Here is a 23,191-nt window from a genome sequence, read left to right on the forward strand (position 1 = left end):
CTATTTGACGCCAAGGCGATTGATCGCGATGTCGTAGCGGCGCAATGCTTTTGCGGCATCCCATTCGAGGATTTCCGCTTCGTTTACCGAGTAAACCAGCGGTACAACGTCGAGGATTACTTCGATGTCGCGCTGCGAAAGAAGTCCGCCGGTTTGTTTAAAAAATCGTCAATGCGCTCCTGCAATTCCGTCCAATCAGGCACCGTCAGGCCGTCCAGATCGGGGATCATCAGGCCGGTGCAGTGCGAGGTAATGAACTCGGCGCGCTCTTTGTTGGTGGCGAGTTTTTTCATCACTTTGGTGGCACGCAGGGCAGGCATTTCCAGGGTGACGCTGGTCAATACGCGGCCGGCCACTTCCAGTGGCAGCAGCAGTTGCACTTGCTCGCCGGGCTCGGTGGAACCTTCCAGAAAGAACGAAGCCGGGCGCGTCGACAGGTCGTGCACGTACTGGACGATGCTCACGTAGTCCGGGCGCTTGAGTTGGTCGAGTTCCTTTTCCGAGAGGCCGGTGGCCAGTTTGGCCAGCTCGAAGAACTGGTCGTCCTCATCGTCGCCCGCACGGGCCAGGGCCTGTTTTTGTGGGGCGTAGAACAAGGGTTTGAGTTGGATCTGCTCGATCGTCGCACCGCTGTCGGCGGTGATGGGCGCCAGCAGGATATGCAGGGGTGGCTTCCAGGCCATGGGCGAAATTCCTTGATGAACAATGTTGAACACGTGGACACGGTCAATGTGGGAGCTGGCTGGCCTGCGATCGCGCTGTGTCAGCAGCCTCATTTGTCACTGGTAGACCGCTATCGCAGGCAAGCCAGCTTGTATGGTTAGACTTGTAGGGGTGGTGGGACTAAAAGCCAGCATCTGACTCTAGCCAGTACAGACCGTGGGAGACTTCGTCCCACCCCTTCACCAAAGCGCCGATAAGGAATGCATCGGCCATGACCGACGATAGAAGCAAGCCAGCGCAACGGTGAAGCCCCGACAAGCCCGTAAACCCTAACCCGGAGCTTTTCTCATGGCAATGACTGTCTCGCAATCAATCATTGGAGTGGATGTCGCTAAAGCCGAAGTAGTTGTTTATCAAAGTGAAACTGCTGAAACAAAGATCGTATCGAACAAGAAAAGCGAGCTGAAGGCATGGCTGAAGTCTTTGCCTGCGGGCAGCGCCATCGCAATTGAAGCCACCAATATCTATCACGTGGATACCGTCAATTTGGCTCATTCGATGGGCCATATCGTTTACGTGATTGATGGATATCGCCTTAGCCATTACCGCAAAGGCACAGGTGGTCGCGCTAAAACAGACTTCAGTGATGCGCAGTTGCTGGCTCGCTACTTGAAGAATGAACAGGCTGATTTACGCGCCTGGAATCCGCCGCCGAAGATTTATACCAAGCTTCAAAGCTTGCTGCGTCGACGCGCAGCGCTGGTGAAAATGCGTGTTGCACTGAATCAGAGCTGGGCGGGCGAGCCATCACTCAAGGCCTCGTCCAAGAGCATTTCAGCGTGTCTTGATAGGCATGAGGGGCTCATTGAGAAAAGGATATTAGATGCTGTTACTGAGGCGGGGCTTTTGCATCAGGTCAAGCGCTGCCAAGCCGTCGAGGGCATTGGTTTTCTGACAGCGGTTGCCCTGGTAATGGCGTTTCAGCGAGGAGAATTTGAAAGTGCTGACGCTTACATCGCGTTCTTGGGAATGGACTTGAGAGTATCCGATTCCGGGCAAATGAGCGGACGCCGCTCATTGAGCAAGAAGGGAGATTCAGAGATACGCAGATTGCTGCATAACGCGGCGTCAGCAGGTATCAGGTCAGAAGCCTGGAAACCTTTATACGAGGGTTATCTGGCCAGGGGCCTGAAAACGACTCAAGCCCTGGTCATCATTGGCCGCAAGCTGGCGCGCATCGCCTTTTCGCTCATGAAAAACCTGAGCGAATACCAGTCAAAAGCGGTTTTGGGGGCTTCCCCAAAACCATAGAATCTCCCACACTGGCCGTGCCTATTTCCGATTCGTGGAAGGGCTTACGGCATCAACACCGCACGCCGGGCATCGCCGAGGATGTCGACGCCGTTGAGCACAAACTTCTGGGTGCGCACGTCGATGTCGATCACCGGCACGCCGTTGTCCAGGCGATGGTAGGTGCGGCAGGACAGATCCAGGGTGGTGGTGACCTTTTCGCCCATCTTCAGCTTGGCTTCCTCCAGGGATTTGAGCTTGCCGCCGACGGTGTGGTAGGTGAAGTAGGTCTTGCCGTCCTGGTCCTGGCCCGCTTCGCGCACGTTGAGCAGGATGTCTTCGCCCAGGCGCACGCCCAGGGCCAGCATGATTTCGGGACCGGCGCCTTGCAGCACCAGCTTGGCGTTCAGCACCTTGGCGCTCTTGGCCATTTCTTCGGCGATAAAGCGCCCACCGGACATGGGCTCCATCTCGAACTCGATCTTCGGCGGGCTGAATTCCTCAACGGTCGCCGACAGCGGCAGGCCTTGGAGGGTGGCCGCAATGGCCTGTCTGACTCGGTTGGTAAACATTAGAGAACGTCCTCCAGGAACTGCTCGATGATTTCATCGCGGGCATTGAGTTGATAAACCATGTGTTCGTTCGGCGCGTAGCGGCCGTAGTCGATCACGATGAACCAGGTGCCGTTCTTGTACTTCTCGACACTGTTGAGTTCCGGGTGCAGGTACACGCTGCCGCCAGGGATGGTTTCGTCGGCCACCAGGGTTTGCAGCCAGTCGTTGATGCGCTTGACCTCCTGGTCCATGAACGATTTGGTCAGGTTGTGCGCCATGGCTTTCTGCCCGGCCTTGACCAGCTTGCGGCTGATGGCGTCTTCCAGGCCGACATAGCTGATGAACTTGCCGGTGATGGAGCGGTTACCCAGCAGCGAGAAGCCGCCGAGGATGGTGCGCGCGTAGTAGCTCACGCCGTAACGGTTGAGCAGGTCGCCTTCGGTGGAGGTGTCGAGGATGTTGTACTCGACCACGCGGGACACGTCTTCGGCGAAGGTCACCTGGTTGCCCGGGCTTTCCCATTGCTTGACCTTGGCCAATGCGGCGATGGCCAGGGACGACGGCGCGAGAAACACGTTTTTCTTCGCCGCCTTGGAGTACACCGACGGCATGTTGTGCACCAGCAGGCAACGGTCGAAACCCAGGTCGGCACCACCCAGCTCGCCGCTGTAGGTCACTTGGTCGGCGACGCTGGCGTCTTTGCCGTCCAGCACCACACGGGCCTTGATACGCTTGCCGAACGCGGCAAATTCACCGGCCACCGCTTTGGTCCCGGTAAAGCCCGGGGCGCCGATGATGGTCAGGTCTTCGGGGACGCTGCTCAGCGCCGCGAGGCCCAGTTTGCGACCGGTTACCGGCTCGTTGCCGCCGATCACGTTGTTGAGGGTATCGGCCGGGGTCGCGCCCTCTTCGACGATCACCACATACACCGGCACCTTGACCACTTTGAGGATCTGGTACACCGCATGAAACAACGTGCCCGACTCGGCGCCGGTCGGGTCCAGCAGCGCCTGGGCGGTGAAGCTGTTGATGCGAAACGGGGCGTTTTTCGGGATCGACAGGTGCGCATTAGGCGCGGTGCCGACCAGACCGATCACGTTGTCACCCAGGCCACCCATGGCCTCGGGGGATTCGCTGGCATTGACGGTGATGCCGTTATGCTCGAAGTTCAAAACCTCAGCCATGATTATTCAGCCTTCTTGGTGACGGCCTTCTTGGCCGGTGGGGTGTCTTGGGCGGCAGCCAGCACGCTGGTCAATTCCAGGCGGCCGGCGGTGCGCAGGGCGGTTGCTTCGACGTCCAGCAGGTCCAGTTCCTGGCCGACGGCGGACCAGTGGCCACCTCCGGTGGGGAATGGGATGAGGACGGTGTAGGTTTGGCGGTTGGCCATGGGGGGACTCCAGAAACGCGAAAGCCCCAGCGATGGGGCTTTCTTGGATGCGAAAAAAAACCGCTTTCGCGGTGTTTATGATTGCTGCCGGATTACTCACCTGGCAGTGGGTAACGAGCCTTGATTTCGGCGACTTTAGCCCGCCATGCGTTCTCCTTGGCCTCGGTTTGATCGTACTGCCACTCCATATAGAGCGGGTCCGAATCTGTTCGGTAAGCCAGGCGACGATTGAAAGCTATATCAGCGGCCTGTTCGACCTGCAAAGCGGCGTCGACTTCGGCTTTAGAAAACCCCATCTCAAGCAACTGCTCTACAGTCACATTGTAGAAAGTCTGATCTTTATTTCTGAATTCTTTAATCATCATCAAACTCCAGCAGCCACGACGTTGCCAACATTACTCAGCAAATTAGACAGACTCCCTCCGGAGTCTTTTACCAAACCAGTCACAAGGTGCGACCAAGTTTTATTTCCTGTAATCGACGAGGCAAATACCGACAACAACATCGTAGCGCCGGCCAACTCAGCAAATTTCGTTGAAAACTCCGCATCCACAACGGAGGACGTAAGCTCCACCTTATAGTTAGCAGAGTACCCGGAGTAAAAAACGTTTACCGCACCCAACGTCAGCTTACTCCCCGAGAAGGTAACCGAGCCCTGCACGGAAGCGGCCGGACCATGTGCGCGATGAAACAGAGACGAAGCAAAGGAATACCAACCAGACGTTCCTGCTTTTAATACAGTCGGCATAACAACATCAACGAATCGAAAGTAGACACTGCCACCCTCGAGCGACAAGAAGTGAATATTTGAGCTACCAGCCATATATTCGCCAACCTTCGGAGAAAAAACCGGGTTACTCCCTGAACCATACCTCATGAAAACCAGCTTATTCGCGATTGACCAGTAAGGGGTTTGCTCAGTAGGAGCCGCATACTCATGCGTCTGAGCTGCCTTCAGGTAAATCGTTACATAAGGGGTAATATTAGATCGCCCCATCGCCTCTTTAATAGATTTGAGCGGGGCCTCCACCGATCCCAAGGCCAGATCGCTACCACCTACCGCATCGACATAAAATGACCGGGACATTTCAGGAATTGCACGAACCGCCGCCAAAACAGAAGCATCTATTTCAGCGACCTTCCCATTTATCGCACTGGTTAACTTATTTGCAGCCGCGACCAAACTAGTGATCGTAGTTTCCATACTCATATTCAACTCCCTATATTGCTTATCTTATGAATCAGCTCGTCACTTGGCTTCCAGAGCCATGACTCGAAATAGCACACCAACATGCCGAGCCATATTGTCAACGCTGGCCGTGGCAAGCTCTGCAATCTCCTCGGTCAACAACACATTCAAGTTCTCACTCCCCACCACAATCGTCACGCTATCCGCCGGCAACGGCGAAATATCCAACGTAAACTTCTGCAGCACCCGAGCAGCCGCCGCCTTATACGTCAGCAACTGCCCCGCCACCGAATACACGGCCAACAACGTCCCACTGGCGAGATAAAACCCAAACTCGCCAATCTCATACTCGCCATCGCCATCAAACAGCGCGGCCATACGCAGTTGGCGCTGGCCCAGGTCTTCGTAGTCCACAATCGCTACCCGCTGGCGCTCATTGCGCAGGGCGGTTTCGTTGCCGGTGGGGTTGTAGCGGCCGGTGCCGGCGGCGATGTGGGTGATTTCGCCTTTCAAGCCTTGGTTCTTTGCCTGCAGCACTTCATCCAATCCCTTGGAGGTGAAGCGCACCAGGCGCGTGATGTCATCGGTCATGGCTGCGCCCTGAGGTCGTAGTCGTTAATGGTGTAGTGCTGGGCCACGCCCGCACTGTTAAGCCTTGAACTGAGCATCAGTTCCGGCAGCGCGCCCCACAGCGACAACTCGCCGTCGCTCAACGCCCGGTGGGCGGCGCCGGTCATCGGCAGCCCACCGTGCACTTCATGCACCAGGGTGATGGTGGCCAGGTCGCGCTCGCTCTTGGCCGCGTTGATACGGCGGATCAAGCGGTTGTGGTCGCCACTGGACCAACTGCGCCCGATGATCGCCTGCACGTCGAAGGTGTAGGGCTGGGCCTGCGGGCGCTGTTGGTACCAGGCCAGAATATTGGGGGTAAACCCCAGGGATTCGACCGCGTGGCTCAACGCCTTGGGCGTGCCGGCCTGGCGCTGGATTTGCCAGGACAGCGCCACCGTGAGGCGTTTTTCGGTTTCGTCGGCAGAGGCATTCCACTCACTGACGCCACGGTCGGCGGCCAGGTAAGGCAGGAACGGCGCAGGCGTTTGCAGCGGGTTCATCAGCGCCGGGAAGGGCGGGACGACCCGTTCGAGCAGTCGACCAAAGCCCAGGTCCAAAGCCTTCTCCAGCGGTGAGCTGTTGGCAGGCAACAGGCTGGGAGATTGTTCAGTCATAAGCTGCGCACCTCCACCTCGACACCCGTGCAGTACGGGGCCTGGAACGCCGTGGTGATGATCGGCGCCAGCGGCTCGAGAATCTCCAGCTGCGCCGCCCCGGCGGTGTGGATGGTGTAGTCGATCCAGCTCGGGTCCACACGCCCTTCCAGGCAGTGACAGGACTCGGCATAGGTCTGCAGCAACTGCTGGGCCGCCACTTGTGTCAGCCCCGAGTCCGGGCCGGCGTTGATCTTGGCCACCACGCGGATCTTGTACGGCACGATCTGCGCACCCTGCACCGTGACCCAATCGGTTTCCGGACGTACATCGGGCCGGGCGAAATGGCGCCGCACCCCTTCAAGCAAATCCGCCGACGGCGTGCCATTGCCGGTGCGGGACAGCACGGTGACCATGACTTGCCCAGGCGCGGTGCGCCGGGCGTTGCCGTCCTTGACCTGGGCGGCATAGCCATCCGGGTCGAAGGTATAGCTGACCGTCACCACCCCCGCAGCCGTACCATGGACTTTCACCGCCGGCCGCTCGCCGAGGGTAAAAACCTCGCGCCGATACTGCATGCGCGAACCGGCAGCCGGTGCGTGGGGGGCCAGGTAGTAACGCAGACGGGCATCATCATCGCTTTCCAGGGTCGGCGGCACGGGCGGGAATGCCGCCGGGTCGCCGGGGTCGAGCACCTGGCGCTCCAGGCCCATATCGGCCAGGCGCGCATCCAGGTTGCTGCCGGTGGCCCACCACGCCAGCATCTGCTGGATGCGCGCGTTGTACTTGCGCTCATGGGTTTGCAGGCGCACACAAAACGCTTCCAGGGCCAGGGTCAGCAACTCGCTTTCGTTATCCAGGCTGACCTTGAGCTTGGCCGCACTTTGCGGGGCGCGGACGGCGACATAGTCGACGACAAACGCCTTGAACTGCGCCAACAGCGGCTCGAACTCGTCGACGGCGATCAGGTCGGGCGGCGCCAATTGGTTCTGCCCGGGGATCAACATGCTCATGTCACCACCTCGAAGGATTGCTTGCGGTTTTTCCAGGTGCCGGCAAACCGCAGCAACAGGCCAGCGCCCTGACGATTGGCGACGATGACTTGCGGATCAAAATCGGCGATGCCGTTCTGTGGGTTGTAAAAAGCCTGGGCGGCGTGGCTTTGGGCGAGAATCAACAGGTCGTCGCCCAGGTTCTGCCCCAGCAGTTGCGGGATCAGCGAACCGTACAGCGGGCGTTTCTGCCGTGTGCCCAAAGGTGTGGTCAGGGCCCGGGTGGCGCGCTGGACAAATTGCGGCCAGTCGTCCAACACGGCTCCGGTGTTTCTCTCTATTCCGATCATGGCAAATCCTTATGCCGTGCTGATAACTCGACCCTGGTGGTCCACCACCGGGCCGCTCAAGTGAACGCCGGACGCATCCAGCAGCAGGCCGACTGCACCGACCTGCACGCTGATGTTTGCGGCGGTCATGACCAAACGGGCAGCGCCCAGACTCATTTCCACCTGCTCGCGAGAGCCAGTGAATGCCGTGGGGCCGTTGCTCCAATCCAGCACATGACCGGCGGCGTCGTAGGCGCTTTGCGTACCGTCCGGGTAACGCCGGCTCGTCAGGCTGGCGACACTGGACAGCGGCGGGAAGCGATCACTGTTCAGGCCAAACAGCGCCACCGACTGCCCCCCGCCCTCGCCGCCGCCGTAGTTGAGCAGCAGGCATTGCTCTCCCACCGTGGGGATTCGCGTTTCGGTATGCGCCCCAGCGCTGGGGTTGAAAAAGCGAATCGCCGGGGTCAGCAACTCGCCATGCCTGACCTTGCAGGTATTGCTGGCCGCGTCGACCTCCTGGCACACGCCGATCCGGCAAAAGCTCTCGGCCCGCCGATAGAGGTCTTCAAGCTGGGTTTCCATCTGCGCCAGGCGCTCGACGATGGGCGCCAATTGCAGGCGTAACAGTGCGTCGAACATGGGGCTACTCCTGTAGGGGCCGGTATTGATCGGGGTCGTCGATATTCGACACCTCCCAGGTGCGGGCAAACAGCGGCTTGCCCATAGGGTCGTCAAGCAGCGGCGGGCCGATGTAGAGGGTTTGGTTGAAGGACACGGTCCAACTGTCGTACTGGGTGTCGGCCCCCGCCAGGGTCGATGGCAGCGCGACAATGTTGACTGGCACATCGCACTGGGCCGCCGGCAACTGCCAACGGTTATCCAGCACCAGGTCCATCAGCCGGCTCGCCAGGTCACAGGCGTCAAAAGCTTGCGCGCCTTCGGCGGCCATGACCTTGAGCGAGATCGACAACACATGGGCCTTGCGTCCTTCAAGGGAACGTACGCCCGGGCCATTGCGCTCGACTGTGATTGCCACGGCGGTTTCATCCGCCGCCAGGATGCCCGGCGGGCTGCCCACCCGTAACGCCGGGAATGCCGTACGCAGGGCCTGGCCGATGGCTATTGGCAGTTGTGACGGTTTTTCAATGAGGGTCATGGTGTGGCTTCCTTGCAACGATCACTTTGAGTCCGGGGGCGAACCGGGCGGCTCATTCACCCCGATGCGCTTGGCGGCCCAGCGCTCGTAGAGGCCAATGGCGACGTCGGCACCGGCCATGGCCGTCAGGCAGCCGAGGGCGCCCGCCGTCCAGATCGACATGCCGGCGGCGTACAGCAGCATCAACGCCGACACCCCGCACACCATGCACGCCCCGGAACGCAGGGCCAGACGGCGGACCAGCGACCAACCGCGGGCGCCCTCCTTGTCGGCGCGCCACATCTCCCCGGACACGCCGCCGATCAGGGCCAGAATAATCACCAGCCAGATAGGCATTTCTGCCAACGCTTGCTGCTCGTTTGTCATGTCACGCCTCCTGGAATGCGTAAAACCGGCAGGTGGCCGGTGCTTTGATAAATAGATGGATGGGTGTGTCGGTAGGCATTCCAAAAAGCCCGGTAGCCCGGGCTTTTCAGTAATGCGGTCCTTGGATCTTTCGGCGCTACTGGCGCGGTACGGATCTTTCCTCGATGTTTTTCCGACCACGATCCCTGTCTGCCGGATAACTGCTTGTGGTGCTTTACGCTGCACACCCGGGTCAGTTGCCAACCCTCTGAACCGTCAAGGCCGGTTCATCGCTGCCTGTTGTAAAACCGTGAAACTAAAGAGCGTCGGCATCCTTGCCGGTATTGCCTGGCGTCCTTGCCATCACTCAGTGGCGTCCATGCCAGTGTTGCGTGCCTTCCTTGTCTTCCTTGGCAGCATCCTTGCCGCCTCCACCAGACCTTGTTGGCTGGCTTGAGATGGAGAATATGCATGTATGCATATACAGTCAATGCACAAATGCATTTATTTCTACCTTGGTAATGCATTGACGCATAAGACCCTTGAGTGGTGGGCCCTGGGCGGTTTTCCATAGGCGAAAAAAAGCCCGCTCTCAGGCGGGCTGTTTCTTACAGAGAAGGGTTAGCGGGCGTACATGCCCCACCAGAAAACGTGACCGAGGATGCTGATCTGCTCTTCCTGGATATCCTGGAAGCTGTAGTCCTCATCCGGGTGCTCATCACGGTTGAAACTGCGCAGGCGGATCCCCGAAGGCAGACGATAGAGCTGTTTGACCCGCAATTGACCGTTGTGATTGATGGCATACAAGTCGCCATCGACGATATCGCCGATCCCGCTCTTGCCGGCATTCACCCCCACCGTGGCGCCATCACGCAACACCGGCAGCATGCTGTTGCCGCGTACCGTCACACACTTGGCCTGGTCGAACTGCACACCGTTATGCCGCAGGCTGCGCTTACCAAAACGCAGGCTGGCCTTCTCGCTTTCCTCGATGACGAATCTTCCTGATCCAGCAGCCAATTCAACCTCGCGCAAAAAGGGGATCGACACCTCGTCATCATTAACGGGCGTGTCGTCGTCCCACAGGCTTATATCCTTGAGCTCCGAATGCATCGGGTCGCGCTCATCCTGCCACGCCGACCCCGCGCGCCCGCGCAACTGGTCGGTGCTCACCCGGAAGTAATCGGCGATCCGCGAGATGTGCTTGTCCGACGGATCAACGATCTTGCCGCTGAGAATCCGGGACAGAGTGGATTGAGGCACGCCGGTACGCCGGTGAAGCTCCGTGGGGGAGATCCCGTCGCGATCGAGCAGCTCTCTTAAGACGATTGAAACGTTGCGTTTTTGCATAACGGGGATAGTGACGGGAGTTTTTGGGGTTGGCAAATGCTAATTTGCATATTTTGTGCATGGGGTATGCGGGTGTACTGGCCGTTTGTGAACTGCGAAGCACGGACCTCGCATGTTAACCTTGCCGCCATCGCAAAAAATGCTGGGCCAAGCGCCCCCTTTGCCCCATCACTTTCAACGAATTTGCCTACTACCCAATGAGTAAAAACACCTCCGATCTGTCCTCCCACACTCCAATGATGCAGCAGTACTGGCGCCTGAAAAACCAGCACCCTGATCAGTTGATGTTCTATCGCATGGGCGACTTCTACGAGATCTTCTATGAAGACGCGAAGAAGGCCGCCAAGCTGCTGGATATCACCCTGACCGCGCGCGGGCAGTCGGCTGGGCAGGCGATTCCAATGTGCGGGATTCCTTATCATTCGTTGGAAGGTTATCTGGCCAAGCTGGTCAAGCTCGGTGAGTCGGTGGTGATCTGTGAGCAGATCGGCGACCCGGCGACCAGCAAGGGGCCGGTGGAACGTCAGGTGGTGCGCATCATTACCCCGGGGACGGTGAGTGATGAGGCGCTGCTGGATGAGCGGCGCGACAACCTGATCGCGGCGGTGCTGGGGGACGAGCGGTTGTTCGGCCTGGCGGTGCTGGATATCACCAGTGGCAACTTCACGGTCCTGGAAATCAAGGGCTGGGAGAACCTGCTGGCGGAGTTGGAGCGCATCAATCCGGTGGAGCTGATGATCCCGGATGATTGGCCAAAGGATCTGCCGGCGGAAAAACGCCGTGGGACCAAGCGCCGTGCGCCGTGGGATTTTGAGCGCGATTCGGCGCTGAAAAGTCTGTGCCAGCAGTTCTCCGTACAGGATCTGAAGGGTTTTGGTTGCGAGACCCTGACCCTGGCCATCGGCGCCGCCGGTTGCCTGCTCAATTACGCCAAGGAAACCCAGCGCACCGCCCTGCCGCATTTGCGCAGCCTGCGCCATGAGCGCCTGGACGATACGGTGGTGCTCGATGGCGCCAGCCGGCGCAATCTGGAGCTGGACACCAACCTGGCCGGCGGGCGCGACAATACCCTGCAGTCGGTGGTGGACCGTTGCCAGACCGCCATGGGCAGCCGTCTGCTGACCCGTTGGCTGAACCGTCCGCTGCGCGACTTGACCGTATTGCAGGCGCGCCAGTCGTCCATTACCTGCCTGCTGGACGGCTACCGCTTTGAAAAGCTGCAACCGCAGCTCAAGGAAATCGGTGATATCGAGCGGATTCTTGCGCGGATCGGCCTGCGTAACGCCCGCCCGCGTGACCTGGCGCGCCTGCGTGACGCGCTGGGCGTGCTGCCCGAGTTGCAACAGGCGATGACCGAACTGGACGCGCCGCACCTGCAACAACTTGCTGTCACGGCCGGCACCTACCCGGAACTGGCTGCGCTGCTGGAAAAAGCCATTATTGACAACCCGCCCGCGATCATCCGCGACGGCGGCGTGCTGAAGACCGGTTACGACAGCGAGCTGGATGAGCTGCAAGCCTTGAGCGAGAACGCCGGGCAGTTCCTGATCGACCTGGAAGCCCGCGAAAAAGCCCGCACCGGCCTGGCCAACCTGAAGGTCGGCTACAACCGTGTGCACGGCTACTTCATTGAGTTGCCAAGCAAGCAGGCCGAGCAGGCACCTATTGATTACCAGCGTCGCCAGACCCTTAAAGGTGCCGAGCGCTTTATCACCCCTGAGCTCAAAGAATTCGAAGACAAGGCGCTGTCGGCCAAGAGCCGCGCCCTGGCCCGGGAAAAGATGCTCTATGAAGCCCTGCTCGAAGACCTGATCGGCAAGCTGGCACCGCTGCAGGACACCGCTGCGGCCCTGGCCGAGCTGGATGTGTTGAGCAACCTTGCCGAGCGCGCCCTGAACCTTGACCTGAACTGCCCGCGTTTTGTCGGCGAGCCGTGCATGCGCATCGTCCAGGGTCGCCACCCGGTGGTGGAGCAAGTGCTGACCACGCCGTTCGTGGCCAACGATCTGTCGCTAGACGACGATACCCGCATGCTGGTGATCACCGGTCCGAACATGGGCGGTAAATCCACCTACATGCGCCAGACCGCCTTGATCGTGCTGCTGGCGCATATCGGCAGCTTTGTGCCGGCGGCCAGTTGCGAGCTGTCCCTGGTAGACCGCATCTTCACCCGGATCGGCTCCAGCGATGACCTGGCCGGTGGCCGTTCGACCTTTATGGTGGAAATGAGCGAAACCGCCAATATCCTGCACAATGCCAGCGACCGCAGCCTGGTGCTGATGGACGAAGTGGGGCGCGGCACCAGTACCTTCGACGGCCTGTCCCTGGCCTGGGCTGCTGCCGAGCGCCTGGCCCACCTGCGGGCCTACACGCTGTTCGCCACCCACTATTTCGAACTGACCGTGCTGCCGGAAAGCGAGCCGTTGGTGGCTAACGTGCATCTCAATGCCACCGAGCACAACGAGCGCATCGTGTTCCTGCACCATGTGCTGCCAGGGCCGGCCAGCCAGAGTTACGGCCTGGCCGTGGCCCAGTTGGCCGGTGTGCCGAACGATGTGATCCTGCGCGCCCGCGAGCACCTCAGCCGCCTGGAAACCACCGCCCTGCCCCACGAAACCGTGGTTGCAAGCCCAGCCAAGGCCACCAGCAAACCGGGTGTGCCCATGCAGAGCGATATGTTCGCCAGCCTGCCCCACCCGGTACTGGATGAGTTGGCAAAGCTTGACCTGGACGACTTGACTCCACGAAAAGCGTTGGAATTGCTCTATGCACTGAAGACACGGGTCTAACGCAGACGCGTGCAAGCTGATAGAATCTCGCGCGGTTTGGGATGCTGCGGGCTTTTAGCCTGGCCTGCAGACTATCGCTCCCAAACCTCGCGAGCCCTGCCAGAAGGGGTTTCGCTGCCGCCGCCTGAGGAGAAAACTAGAAATGACCTTCGTCGTCACCGACAACTGCATCAAGTGCAAGTACACCGACTGCGTAGAAGTGTGTCCGGTGGACTGCTTTTACGAAGGCCCGAACTTCCTGGTAATCCACCCGGATGAGTGCATTGACTGCGCCCTGTGTGAGCCAGAATGCCCGGCCGTTGCGATTTTCTCCGAGGATGAAGTACCGGAGGACATGCAGGAATTTATTCAGTTGAACGTCGAGCTGGCGGAAATCTGGCCCAACATCACTGAGAAGAAAGAATCGCTTCCAGATGCGGAAGAGTGGGATGGCGTTAAAGGCAAGATCAAAGACCTCGAACGCTAACAGCGTCGCGCCCCTCTAAAAGGCCCCTTGCGGGCCTTTTTGCGTTTTTGCGCGCGGGTCTTTTACTTTTCTGCAGGCAAAAAAAAGGGGCGGTTTGACCCGCCCACATTTTTTCCCTAGTCCCTGTGTTCCTTTTCATCGTCCTGATGAATCGCATCCTGCGAGGTTCCCTGAATCATCGTTCCGTGATGACTGTGTCAATCCGTGGACACAGGGCTGATAGTAGAGACTTCCCAGACAAGTTCAACGGGATCCATTCCCAAGCACACCCCGCCGTCGCTCTCGATCACAAATAAATAAGCGTTATATTTCAATGATATAGAAATATGTCCAGGTGATTCGAGGCATCCAGGTCCGGTTAAAAAACCAAACACTTACGAAAAAGTAAGCGAATGCTTACACCGTCCATTAGGGAAATGCGCACCCGCCCTCCCAAAAGGTTTACGCCAGGCAAGAAAAAGCCCCGACAGGGTCGAGGCTTGTCTGCCTTCAGGTCGATCAGTCGTCGCTGACAGTGATGGTCGGCATTGCCTGGGCACCGGCTTCCTGCAAGACAATCCGCGCACCTACATGACGGGCCAGTTCCTGATAGACCATGGCGATCTGCCCATCGGGTTCGGCGGCGACCGTCGGCTTGCCACCATCTGCCTGCTCACGAATGCCCATCGCCAGCGGCAACGAAGCCAGCAGCTCAACGTCATATTGGGTGGCGAGTTTTTCGCCGCCGCCTTCACCGAACAGATGCTCGGCATGGCCGCAGTTGGAGCAGATGTGTACCGCCATGTTCTCCACGACACCCAGCACCGGGATGTTGACCTTGCGGAACATCTCCACGCCTTTGCGCGCATCCAGCAACGCCAGGTCCTGGGGGGTGGTGACAATCACTGCACCGGCCACCGGCACTTTTTGCGCCAGGGTCAGCTGGATATCACCGGTGCCCGGCGGCATGTCGATCACCAGGTAGTCCAGGTTGCCCCAGTCGGTCTGCATCACCAGTTGCATCAAGGCCCCGGAAACCATGGGCCCGCGCCACACCATCGGGGTGTTGTCATCGGTCAGGAACGCCATCGACATCACTTCCACGCCATGGGCCTGGATCGGCACGAACCACTTCTGGTCCTTGATCTTTGGCCGCGAGCCTTCGGCGATGCCAAACATCACGCCCTGGCTGGGACCATAGATATCCGCGTCGAGGATGCCCACGCGCGCGCCTTCACGGGCCAGGGCCAGGGCCAGGTTGGCCGCCGTGGTCGACTTGCCCACGCCGCCCTTGCCGGACGCCACCGCCACCACGTTCTTGACGTTGGCCAGGCCGGGGATCTGTGCCTGGGCCTTATGCGCGGCGATCACACACTGGATGTCGACCTTGGCCGAGCGCACGCCGTCCAGGCCTTCAATGGCCATTTGCAGCATCTGCGCCCAGCCACTCTTGAACAGGCCTGCGGCGTAGCCCAGCTCAAGCTGGACCGTGACCTGATCGCCCTGCACCTCAATGGCCCGGACACAGCCGGCGCTGACCGGGTCCTGGTTCAGGTAGGGGTCGGTGTACTGGCGAAGAACGGCTTCCACCGCTGCGCGATTGACGGCGCTCATGGGCTACTCCCGGAAAAGACAGACTAAAACAGGCGGCTATCCTAACCGTTCCGAGGCGTGAGGGGCATGCTTTCGCGATATTGGAAAACCCTGAAACAGCCTCACGGGGTGAAATAAATTCCCCAGCGCTTTATAGTGGCCGACCTCCGTTTCATCAAGTAGCCGAGCCCCATGTCCGAGCCACGCAAGATCCTCGTCACCAGCGCCCTGCCCTATGCCAATGGTTCCATCCATCTTGGCCATATGCTTGAGTACATCCAGACCGATATGTGGGTGCGCTTCCAGAAGCATCGCGGCAATCAATGCATTTATGTCTGCGCGGACGACGCCCACGGTTCGGCCATCATGTTGCGCGCCGAAAAGGAAGGCATCACCCCGGAACAACTGATCGCCAACGTCCAGGCTGAACATAGCGCCGACTTTGCCGAGTTCCTGGTGGATTTCGACAACTTCCACTCGACCCACGCCGAAGAGAACCGCGAGCTGTCGAGCCAGATCTATCTGAAACTGCGTGATGCCGGGTACATTGCCACCCGCTCGATCACCCAGTATTTCGACCCGGAAAAGAAAATGTTCCTGGCCGACCGCTTCATCAAGGGCACCTGCCCCAAGTGCGGCACCGAAGACCAGTACGGCGATAACTGCGAAAAATGCGGTGCCACCTACGCACCGACCGATCTGAAAGATCCGAAGTCGGCGATCTCGGGCGCCACCCCGGTGCTCAAGGATTCCCAGCACTTCTTCTTCAAGCTCCCGGATTTCCAGGAAATGCTGCAAACCTGGACCCGTAGCGGCACCTTGCAGGACGCCGTGGCAAACAAGATCGCCGAATGGCTGGATGCCGGCCTGCAACAGTGGGATATCTCCCGCGATGCGCCGTATTTCGGTTTCGAGATCCCCGATGAGCCGGGCAAGTACTTCTATGTGTGGCTGGACGCGCCGATTGGCTACATGGCCAGCTTCAAGAACCTCTGCGACCGCACGCCGGAGCTGGACTTCGACGCGTTCTGGGGCAAGGACTCCACCGCCGAGCTGTACCATTTCATCGGCAAGGACATCGTCAACTTCCACGCCCTGTTCTGGCCGGCAATGCTCGAAGGGTCGGGCTACCGCAAGCCGACCGGCATCGCCGTGCACGGCTACCTGACGGTCAATGGCCAGAAGATGTCCAAGTCCCGTGGCACCTTTATCAAGGCGCGCACCTACCTGGACCACCTGTCGCCGGAATACCTGCGCTACTACTACGCATCCAAGCTGGGCCGTGGCGTCGACGACCTGGACCTGAACCTGGAAGACTTCGTGCAGAAGGTCAACTCGGACCTGGTGGGCAAGGTGGTCAACATCGCCAGCCGCTGCGCCGGGTTTATCCACAAGGGCAACGCTGGGGTGATGGTGCCGGTCAACGCCGCACCAGAGCTGACCGACGCCTTCCTGGCGGCCGCGCCAAGCATCGCCGACGCCTATGAAGCCCGCGACTTTGCCCGCGCCATGCGCGAGATCATGGGCCTGGCCGACCGCGCCAACGCCTGGATCGCCGACAAGGCACCGTGGTCGCTGAACAAGCAAGAAGGCAAGCAGGATGAAGTCCAGGCCATCTGCGCCACCGGCATCAACCTGTTCCGCCAGTTGGTGATCTTCCTCAAGCCGGTGCTGCCGTTGCTGGCCGCCGACGCCGAGGCGTTCCTCAACGTTGCACCGTTGACCTGGAATGACCACACCAGCCTGCTCAACAACCATCAGCTCAACGAATTCAAGCCGCTGATGACCCGTATCGACCCGGTCAAGGTGCAGGCCATGACGGATGCTTCCAAGGAAGACCTGACCGCCAGCCAGACCGACACCGGCAACGCCGCCCCAGCGGGCAATGGCGAGCTGGCCAAGGATCCGCTGTCGCCGGAAATCGACTTCGATACCTTTGCCGCCGTGGACCTGCGGGTCGCGCTGATCATCAAGGCCGAAGCCGTGGAAGGCGCCGACAAGCTGTTGCGCCTGACCCTGGATATCGGTGACGAGCAACGCAACGTGTTCTCCGGGATCAAAAGTGCCTACCCGGACCCGTCTAAGCTCGATGGTCGCCTGACCATGATGATTGCCAACCTCAAGCCACGCAAAATGAAGTTCGGCATCTCCGAAGGCATGGTGATGGCAGCCGGCCCTGGCGGCGAGGAAATCTACCTGCTCAGCCCGGACAGTGGCGCCAAGCCTGGCCAGCGCATCAAGTAACCGGAAAACCCTGTCGCGGTGATTGGCCGCGACAGGGCGGTTTGCGCTAGTACCCTCTCCCTGCTTGCCGGATAATCAGGCCCTGTTTGCTTAACCGGCTCGACCATGACCGAACTGCTTGTCGCCCTTCTCTGCGCTGCCCTGATCAGCCAATACCTGCTGCGTGTTGCGCTGCCTGGGGATCCGCCTTTGGAACGACGGCGGGTGCACGCCCTAGGGTTGGCGACCACACTCTTGGTCGCCCTCAGCGGCGCTTTCAGCTACCTGGTTGTTCACTTTGTGTTGCAACCCTTGGCGCTGGACGCTGTATGGCTGTTTGCTTATGTGCCGGTGGCGATCTTGTTGAGCCAGCCATTGCTGACGGTACTTTCCCGCCGCGTGCCCGCACTGCCCTTCGACGGGTTGTGGCTGCCGCTGCTGGCGAACGCCGGTGTGCTCAGCGTGGTATTCCTGGGCCCTGGCAATACCACCCAACTGATCTATAGCCTGGGGATCGGCCCGGCATTCTGGCTGACCCTCAGCCTGTTCAACGATTTGCGCCAGCGCATAGACCACAACGATATCCCCCAGCCCTTCAAAGGCCTGCCCGTGGACCTGTTCAGTGCCGGGCTGATGGCCGTGGCGTTGCTGGGCTTAAACGCAATGATCAAACCATGAGCCTGATTCAACGTATCGACGCCCTGCTGCCCCAGACCCAATGCGGCAAATGCGGGCACCCTGGTTGCAGCCCCTACGCCGAAGGCATCGCCCGGGGTGAGGCTATCAACAAGTGCCCGCCAGGCGGCACGGAAACCATCGCCGAGCTGGCGCAGCTGTTGAACCTGGCGCCCCTGGAGCTGGACAGCACCCGTGGTGAAGCCCCCGCGCAGATTGCCTTTATCCGTGAGGCCGAGTGCATCGGTTGCACCAAGTGCATCCAGGCTTGCCCGGTGGATGCGATTGTCGGCGCGGCCAAGTTGATGCACACCGTGATCGTGGATGAATGCACCGGTTGCGACTTGTGTGTCGCGCCCTGTCCGGTGGACTGCATCGACATGCTGCCCTTGCCGCTGGCCACGGTGCTGCCAATTGTCGCGGGCTATGCCAGCACCGCCGAGGAGCGCCAAGAGCGCGGGGCCAAGCGTGAGCGCGCCCGCCGCCGCTTCGAGCAACGCAACGCCAGGCTGCAACGCGAGGAAGAGCACAAGCTGGCAGAACGCCTGGCCCGCAGTAAACGCCCGGCCCCCAGCGCAGAGAGCAACGGCGACCCGCTGCAGGCTGCCATCGAGCGCGTGCGCGCGCAAAAAGACGCCGACATCGACGCCGCGCTAAAAAAGGCCAAGATCAACCTGGCGATGAGCCGGGCGCAACTGCATAAATCCCTGAAAGCCTTCGGCCATCCGCCGACCTTTGAGCAACAGTCGCAGTTGATCATCCTGCAACAGCAATTTGAATCCGCCGAACAGGCATTGGCCGCCCTTGAAACCAACGCCCCCGCTGTTGTGATCCCCCAGGCCAATAAAGATCCAGCGCTCAAACGCGCCAAAATCCAGTTGGCCATGCGTCGCGCCGAGCTGAAAAAAGCCCAGGACGCGCTTGCCGATGCCGAACAACTGGCCGCCCTGGGCGCAGCCCTGGCCGACGCTGAACAAGCCTTGCATGCGGCCGAAGAAGCCTCCGAGCAGCCCAGGCCTGATTTGCAACGTGTCGAGAAACGGCCCATCGACAGCCAACTGCGCCAATTGAAGACCGCCCTGGCCTATGCCCGCGCCGACCTGAACAAACTCGAACGCCAGCCCGCCAGCAGTACCAACGCGTTAATGGACGCCAGACAACGCCTGGCTGACGCTCAGCGGTTGGTGGATGAACATGTCGGGGCCTGACGTTGTTGAGCGCCAGCAACAGGCCATGCAGCGCCTGTTGATGGCGGTAACGCCCGGCGTGCTGGTGCTGTTCTGGCTGTATGGCTGGGGCGTGTTGATCAATCTGTTGCTGGCCGGCACCTGTGCCTGGGCCGTCGAAGCCGGGGTGCGCCGGTTGCGCGGCCAGGGCGGTGGCGACCTCAGTGGCCTGGTCAGCGCGGTCCTGCTGGCCCTGGCGCTGCCACCTTACTGCCCGTGGTGGCTATGCGTGGGCGCTGTGAGCAGTGGATTGCTGCTGGGCAAACATCTGTATGGTGGCAAGCAGAACCCCTTCAACCCGGCCATGCTCGGTTATGCGCTGATGCTGCTGGCCTTTCCCCAGCCAATGACCCATTGGCCGGCATCCCACGGCCTGGACCTGCTGGCCGGCCTGCAACAGGTGTTCGGCCTGCACGGCGACACCGCCGATGCCTGGGCCCGGGCCACGGCGCTGGATACGTTACGCATCAATAACAGCCTGACCATTGATGAACTGTTTGCCAGCAACCCGGCGTTCGGCCAGATCGGCGGCACCGGCAGCGAGTGGGTAAACCTGGCGTTTCTCGCCGGCGGCGTCTTTTTACTGCAGCAACGGGTATTCAGTTGGCATGCGCCGGTGGGCATGCTCGCCAGCCTGTTTGTCATCAGCCTGCTGGGCTGGAACGGCTCGGGCTCGGACTCCAATGGCTCGCCGCTGTTTCACCTGCTGACCGGGGCCACCATGCTCGGCGCCTTCTTTATCGTCACCGAACCGGTGTCGGGCGCGAAAAGTGCGCGGGCACGCTTGCTGTTTGGGGTGGGCGTGGGGCTGCTGACCTACCTGATCCGCACCTGGGGCAGCTACCCGGATGGCGTGGCGTTCGCCGTACTGATGATGAACCTGGCAGTGCCGACACTGGAGCGCTGGGCACGGCCGCAGGCGGTGAAGGCATGACGCGCACCTGGCAAGCCTTGATCGTGCTGATGATCGCCGTCGGCGCGGTGGGCCTGACCGTTGGCCTGCAACAGCTGACGAGCAAGCCCATTGCCGCGCAGCAGCGTGAAATGCAAAGTCGGGCGTTGCTGGATGTACTGCCCGCTGGCAGTTATGACAATCACCCCCTGGAGCGCCCGCTGGGTATCGCCTCGGAAATGCTGGATAACAGTCAACTGCTGGGTGGTTACCTCGCGACCCTGGCCGGTAAACCCAGCGCCGTCGTGCTGCGCGCGCAGGTCGATGGTTACGGTGGACGTATCCAATTGCTGATTGCCATCGACCACAACGCCAAGCTGCTCGGGGTAAAGACCCTGGCCCACGCAGAAACCCCGACATTGGGCGGACCTATTGGCGAGCCCGGCAATCCCTGGCTTGCCTCGTTCAAAGGGTTGTCGCGGGAAAGTCCGCAGATATGGGCGCTGAAGAAAGACGGTGGCCAGTTCGACCAGATGGCGGGCGCGACCATCACCTCCCGCGCGGTGATTAACGCAACCCATGATGCCTTGCGGTATTTTGACGAACATCGTCAGGCGCTGCTGGAGACTGCCAGCCATGACTAAACCATTCGCCCTTGGCAGCCTGTTGCTGCTGCCTGCGCTGCTGGGTGTCAGCGCCACCCCGGCCGGCGCCGCTGCCTTCTGGGCGCTGTGTGTGCTGATCGTGACGCTGCATGGCTGGAGCTGCGCCTGGGTGCGTAATCGCCTCAGTGGCAATTGGCGGCTGATTGCCAATGTGTTGCTGGCCACCACCTGGGTCAGTTGCGCACACTTGGTGGCCCAGGCCCTGGCCTTTGGCCCGTCTATGGCCCTGGGAGCGTACCTGGGGTTAATTGGCGTGCAATGCGTATTGCTTGAACATGCCGGCCTGTTCGCCGCCAACCAGCGCAGGGCGCAGCTTCAGCTATTCACCGTTGCTACCGGGCTATTGGTTGCAATCACCCTCTCGCGCTTGTTACTCGGCAGCAGCATCGCCACCCTCGCCCCCACAGGGTTTATCCTGCTCGGGTTGTGGCTTGCCGGGTGGCAAGCCTGGACCCAACGCCGCAAACCACACTGAAGGAACCGCTCGCCCCATGAATGCCGCAAAACGCCTGGAGATCTTTCGTCGGTTTCACGAGGACAACCCAGCCCCCAAGACCGAGCTGGCCTACTCGTCGCCGTTCGAGCTGCTGATTGCGGTGATCCTGTCTGCGCAATCGACGGATGTAGGCGTCAACAAGGCCACGGCCAAGCTGTTTCCGGTGGCCAATACTCCAGCGGCGATCCATGCCCTGGGGGTGGAGGGGCTGTCGCAGTACATCAAGACCATTGGCCTGTATAACAGCAAGGCAAAAAACGTCATAGAAACCTGCCGACTGCTGGTCGAGTTGCATGGCGGCGAAGTGCCACAAACCCGGGAAGCACTTGAAGCTTTGCCCGGCGTGGGTCGCAAGACGGCCAATGTGGTGCTCAATACAGCGTTTCGCCAATTGACCATGGCGGTGGACACACATATTTTCCGCGTGAGTAACCGCACAGGGATCGCACCGGGCAAGAATGTGGTGGAGGTGGAGAAAAAACTGATGAAATTTGTGCCAAAGCCTTACCTGCTCGACTCCCACCACTGGTTGATTCTGCACGGCCGTTATGTGTGCCAGGCCCGCAAGCCGCGTTGTGGCAGCTGTCGCATCGAGGATCTGTGTGAATACAAGGAAAAGACGTCTGACGATTGAGCCGTCATTGCTTTTATTGATGAGTCGATTGAAAAAATCTTTTTTACCCGGTGCGCAATTGCCGATATAAGGAGCGCCAACGGCAGTCTTAGCCTGGAGTTAACCTTATGAGCACTGGCAAAGAACAACTGGATGTAGAAGATGACTTTGTGGCAACGGACACTGACGAAGTAGCCGAGGCGCCCGTAGAAGTGGCCAAGACCAATTTGAGCAAACGCCGCACCATCGACAATCTTCTGGAAGAGCGACGCCTGCAAAAACAGTTGGCCGATTACGATTTCGATCTCTAGCCAAACGATCACACAGAAGCCTCCGCGATGGAGGCTTTTCCTGCCTGTTGCTCCCTGCTTCTTAAACCAGGCCGTTGCGCTGAGCGAGCTCGATCAGGTCCACCAGGGACCGGGCATTGAGCTTGAGCAGCAGACGCGTCTTGTAGGTACTCACCGTCTTGTTGCTGAGGAACATGCCGTCGGCGATTTCTTTGTTGGTTTTTCCCTGGGCCAACTGCTGTAGCACCATCATCTCCCGGCCTGAGAGCCGTTCGACCATATCCGCCTCGCTGGTATTGCCCTGGGTGGACCGCACCGAGTTGAGTGCCTGGTTGGGGAAATAGCTGTAGCCAGACAGCACGGCCTTGATTGCGCTCAGCAGCTCGGTAAGGTCCTGCTGCTTGCACACATAGCCCGCCGCCCCCGCCTGCATGCAGCGCATGGAGAAGTGACCGGGTGCCTGGGAGGTCAGCACCAGCACCTTGAAGGGTTGCGCCTGCTTTGTGGAAGACAGGCGACAAATAACTTCCAAACCGTCAAGTTTGGGAATTCCAATATCCAGGATGACAATATCCGGCATATGCTCCCGCGCTAGTTGTAACGCGTCGACTCCGTTATCGGTCTCTGCAACGACCTCATAACCATGACGTTCCATTAGCATGCGTACAGCAAGGCGAATGACGGGATGATCATCCACGATCAGCACTTTATTCATGGGCAAGTCCAATTTCGCTGTTCGAATTATTCAGAGCCAGCACAATAGCCTAGTCGTTTCCTCCTTGGCATAGCACTCCCCCCCAAGTAACGACAAGCAGAGA

At 59.9% G+C, this 23,191-nt stretch carries 27 protein-coding genes; 11 read left to right on the forward strand and 16 right to left on the reverse strand.

What is annotated here, in order from left to right; genetic code table 11:
* Positions 1-116 precede the first annotated feature (116 nt).
* Positions 117-683, reverse strand: a complete 567-nt coding sequence (locus K1X80_RS22720; RefSeq protein WP_057958624.1) for a phage tail assembly protein — start codon at positions 681-683, stop codon at positions 117-119.
* A gap of 328 nt (positions 684-1,011) precedes the next feature.
* Between K1X80_RS22720 and K1X80_RS22725 the strand changes: the two genes are divergently transcribed.
* Complete coding sequence (locus K1X80_RS22725) at positions 1,012-1,974, forward strand: IS110 family transposase (protein WP_076965387.1); 963 nt, start codon at positions 1,012-1,014, stop codon at positions 1,972-1,974.
* A gap of 44 nt (positions 1,975-2,018) precedes the next feature.
* Here the strand turns inward: K1X80_RS22725 and K1X80_RS22730 are convergent, their stop codons facing one another.
* The 13 genes from K1X80_RS22730 to K1X80_RS22790 form a co-directional block, all read right to left on the reverse strand.
* Positions 2,019-2,525, reverse strand: a complete 507-nt coding sequence (locus K1X80_RS22730) for a phage major tail tube protein (RefSeq protein WP_057439352.1) — start codon at positions 2,523-2,525, stop codon at positions 2,019-2,021.
* Positions 2,525-3,691: a hypothetical protein gene (locus K1X80_RS22735; protein ID WP_057439351.1), complete on the reverse strand. Its 1,167-nt coding sequence runs from the start codon at positions 3,689-3,691 to the stop codon at positions 2,525-2,527. Before K1X80_RS22735 ends, K1X80_RS22730 begins: the two co-directional genes overlap by 1 nt.
* Positions 3,692-3,693: 2 nt before the next feature.
* Positions 3,694-3,897: a hypothetical protein gene (locus tag K1X80_RS22740; RefSeq protein WP_057444703.1), complete on the reverse strand. Its 204-nt coding sequence runs from the start codon at positions 3,895-3,897 to the stop codon at positions 3,694-3,696.
* A gap of 92 nt (positions 3,898-3,989) precedes the next feature.
* Positions 3,990-4,259, reverse strand: coding sequence for a hypothetical protein (locus K1X80_RS22745; RefSeq protein ID WP_057439350.1), 270 nt, complete (start codon positions 4,257-4,259; stop codon positions 3,990-3,992).
* A 2-nt stretch (positions 4,260-4,261) separates the two neighbouring features.
* Positions 4,262-5,107 carry a hypothetical protein gene (locus tag K1X80_RS22750; RefSeq protein ID WP_057958620.1) on the reverse strand — a complete coding sequence of 282 codons (846 nt, stop codon included), beginning with the start codon at positions 5,105-5,107 and terminating at the stop codon, positions 4,262-4,264.
* Between the two features lie 39 nt (positions 5,108-5,146).
* Complete coding sequence (locus tag K1X80_RS22755) at positions 5,147-5,677, reverse strand: phage tail protein (RefSeq protein WP_057958619.1); 531 nt, start codon at positions 5,675-5,677, stop codon at positions 5,147-5,149.
* Entirely contained in the window at positions 5,674-6,312 is a 639-nt protein-coding gene (locus K1X80_RS22760) for a phage tail protein I (protein ID WP_057439349.1), read from the reverse strand. The genes K1X80_RS22755 and K1X80_RS22760 overlap by 4 nt, the downstream gene beginning before the upstream one ends.
* On the reverse strand, positions 6,309-7,304 hold the full coding sequence (locus tag K1X80_RS22765) for a baseplate J/gp47 family protein (RefSeq protein ID WP_120734079.1): 996 nt from the start codon (positions 7,302-7,304) through the stop codon (positions 6,309-6,311). The genes K1X80_RS22760 and K1X80_RS22765 overlap by 4 nt, the downstream gene beginning before the upstream one ends.
* Positions 7,301-7,633 (reverse strand): phage baseplate protein, encoded by a 333-nt coding sequence (locus K1X80_RS22770; RefSeq protein WP_198792079.1) that lies wholly within the window; start codon positions 7,631-7,633, stop codon positions 7,301-7,303. Before K1X80_RS22770 ends, K1X80_RS22765 begins: the two co-directional genes overlap by 4 nt.
* Before the next feature lie 9 nt (positions 7,634-7,642).
* Positions 7,643-8,254, reverse strand: coding sequence for a phage baseplate assembly protein V (locus K1X80_RS22775; protein WP_198792080.1), 612 nt, complete (start codon positions 8,252-8,254; stop codon positions 7,643-7,645).
* A 4-nt stretch (positions 8,255-8,258) separates the two neighbouring features.
* Positions 8,259-8,771: a hypothetical protein gene (locus K1X80_RS22780; RefSeq protein WP_170060129.1), complete on the reverse strand. Its 513-nt coding sequence runs from the start codon at positions 8,769-8,771 to the stop codon at positions 8,259-8,261.
* A 21-nt stretch (positions 8,772-8,792) separates the two neighbouring features.
* Complete coding sequence (locus K1X80_RS22785; protein WP_057439345.1) at positions 8,793-9,137, reverse strand: phage holin family protein; 345 nt, start codon at positions 9,135-9,137, stop codon at positions 8,793-8,795.
* Positions 9,138-9,737: 600 nt separating this feature from the next.
* Positions 9,738-10,466, reverse strand: a complete 729-nt coding sequence (locus K1X80_RS22790; RefSeq protein WP_081044189.1) for an XRE family transcriptional regulator — start codon at positions 10,464-10,466, stop codon at positions 9,738-9,740.
* A gap of 197 nt (positions 10,467-10,663) precedes the next feature.
* Here K1X80_RS22790 and mutS point away from each other — a divergent pair, with 197 nt between their 5' ends.
* Entirely contained in the window at positions 10,664-13,255 is a 2,592-nt protein-coding gene (gene mutS, locus K1X80_RS22795; protein WP_057958616.1) for a DNA mismatch repair protein MutS, read from the forward strand.
* A gap of 142 nt (positions 13,256-13,397) precedes the next feature.
* Positions 13,398-13,721, forward strand: coding sequence for a ferredoxin FdxA (gene fdxA / locus K1X80_RS22800; protein ID WP_003222178.1), 324 nt, complete (start codon positions 13,398-13,400; stop codon positions 13,719-13,721).
* Between the two features lie 498 nt (positions 13,722-14,219).
* Here the strand turns inward: fdxA and apbC are convergent, their stop codons facing one another.
* Complete coding sequence (gene apbC / locus K1X80_RS22805) at positions 14,220-15,314, reverse strand: iron-sulfur cluster carrier protein ApbC (protein ID WP_057958615.1); 1,095 nt, start codon at positions 15,312-15,314, stop codon at positions 14,220-14,222.
* A 171-nt stretch (positions 15,315-15,485) separates the two neighbouring features.
* Between apbC and metG the strand changes: the two genes are divergently transcribed.
* The 8 genes from metG (at position 15,486) to K1X80_RS22845 (ending at position 22,394) form a co-directional block, all read left to right on the forward strand.
* Positions 15,486-17,537: a methionine--tRNA ligase gene (gene metG / locus K1X80_RS22810; protein WP_216311863.1), complete on the forward strand. Its 2,052-nt coding sequence runs from the start codon at positions 15,486-15,488 to the stop codon at positions 17,535-17,537.
* A 105-nt stretch (positions 17,538-17,642) separates the two neighbouring features.
* Complete coding sequence (locus tag K1X80_RS22815) at positions 17,643-18,194, forward strand: Rnf-Nqr domain containing protein (RefSeq protein ID WP_057439341.1); 552 nt, start codon at positions 17,643-17,645, stop codon at positions 18,192-18,194.
* Complete coding sequence (gene rsxB, locus K1X80_RS22820) at positions 18,191-19,399, forward strand: electron transport complex subunit RsxB (RefSeq protein WP_128593205.1); 1,209 nt, start codon at positions 18,191-18,193, stop codon at positions 19,397-19,399. The genes K1X80_RS22815 and rsxB overlap by 4 nt, the downstream gene beginning before the upstream one ends.
* A complete protein-coding gene (locus K1X80_RS22825) occupies positions 19,386-20,351 on the forward strand; it encodes an RnfABCDGE type electron transport complex subunit D (RefSeq protein WP_370693707.1) in 966 nt (321 codons plus the stop codon). The genes rsxB and K1X80_RS22825 overlap by 14 nt, the downstream gene beginning before the upstream one ends.
* Complete coding sequence (locus K1X80_RS22830; RefSeq protein WP_057958611.1) at positions 20,348-20,953, forward strand: RnfABCDGE type electron transport complex subunit G; 606 nt, start codon at positions 20,348-20,350, stop codon at positions 20,951-20,953. The genes K1X80_RS22825 and K1X80_RS22830 overlap by 4 nt, the downstream gene beginning before the upstream one ends.
* Entirely contained in the window at positions 20,946-21,449 is a 504-nt protein-coding gene (locus K1X80_RS22835; RefSeq protein WP_186625555.1) for an Rnf-Nqr domain containing protein, read from the forward strand. The genes K1X80_RS22830 and K1X80_RS22835 overlap by 8 nt, the downstream gene beginning before the upstream one ends.
* Positions 21,450-21,465: 16 nt before the next feature.
* Complete coding sequence (gene nth / locus K1X80_RS22840; protein ID WP_057958609.1) at positions 21,466-22,104, forward strand: endonuclease III; 639 nt, start codon at positions 21,466-21,468, stop codon at positions 22,102-22,104.
* 107 nt (positions 22,105-22,211) lie between these two features.
* Complete coding sequence (locus K1X80_RS22845) at positions 22,212-22,394, forward strand: PA3496 family putative envelope integrity protein (protein WP_057439336.1); 183 nt, start codon at positions 22,212-22,214, stop codon at positions 22,392-22,394.
* Between the two features lie 61 nt (positions 22,395-22,455).
* Here the strand turns inward: K1X80_RS22845 and K1X80_RS22850 are convergent, their stop codons facing one another.
* Positions 22,456-23,088 carry a response regulator transcription factor gene (locus K1X80_RS22850; protein ID WP_032858436.1) on the reverse strand — a complete coding sequence of 211 codons (633 nt, stop codon included), beginning with the start codon at positions 23,086-23,088 and terminating at the stop codon, positions 22,456-22,458.
* Positions 23,089-23,191: the final 103 nt, after the last annotated feature.

The sequence above is a fragment of the Pseudomonas sp. So3.2b genome (assembly GCF_019464415.1).
GTDB classification, from domain to species: Bacteria; Pseudomonadota; Gammaproteobacteria; order Pseudomonadales; family Pseudomonadaceae; genus Aquipseudomonas; species Aquipseudomonas shahriarae.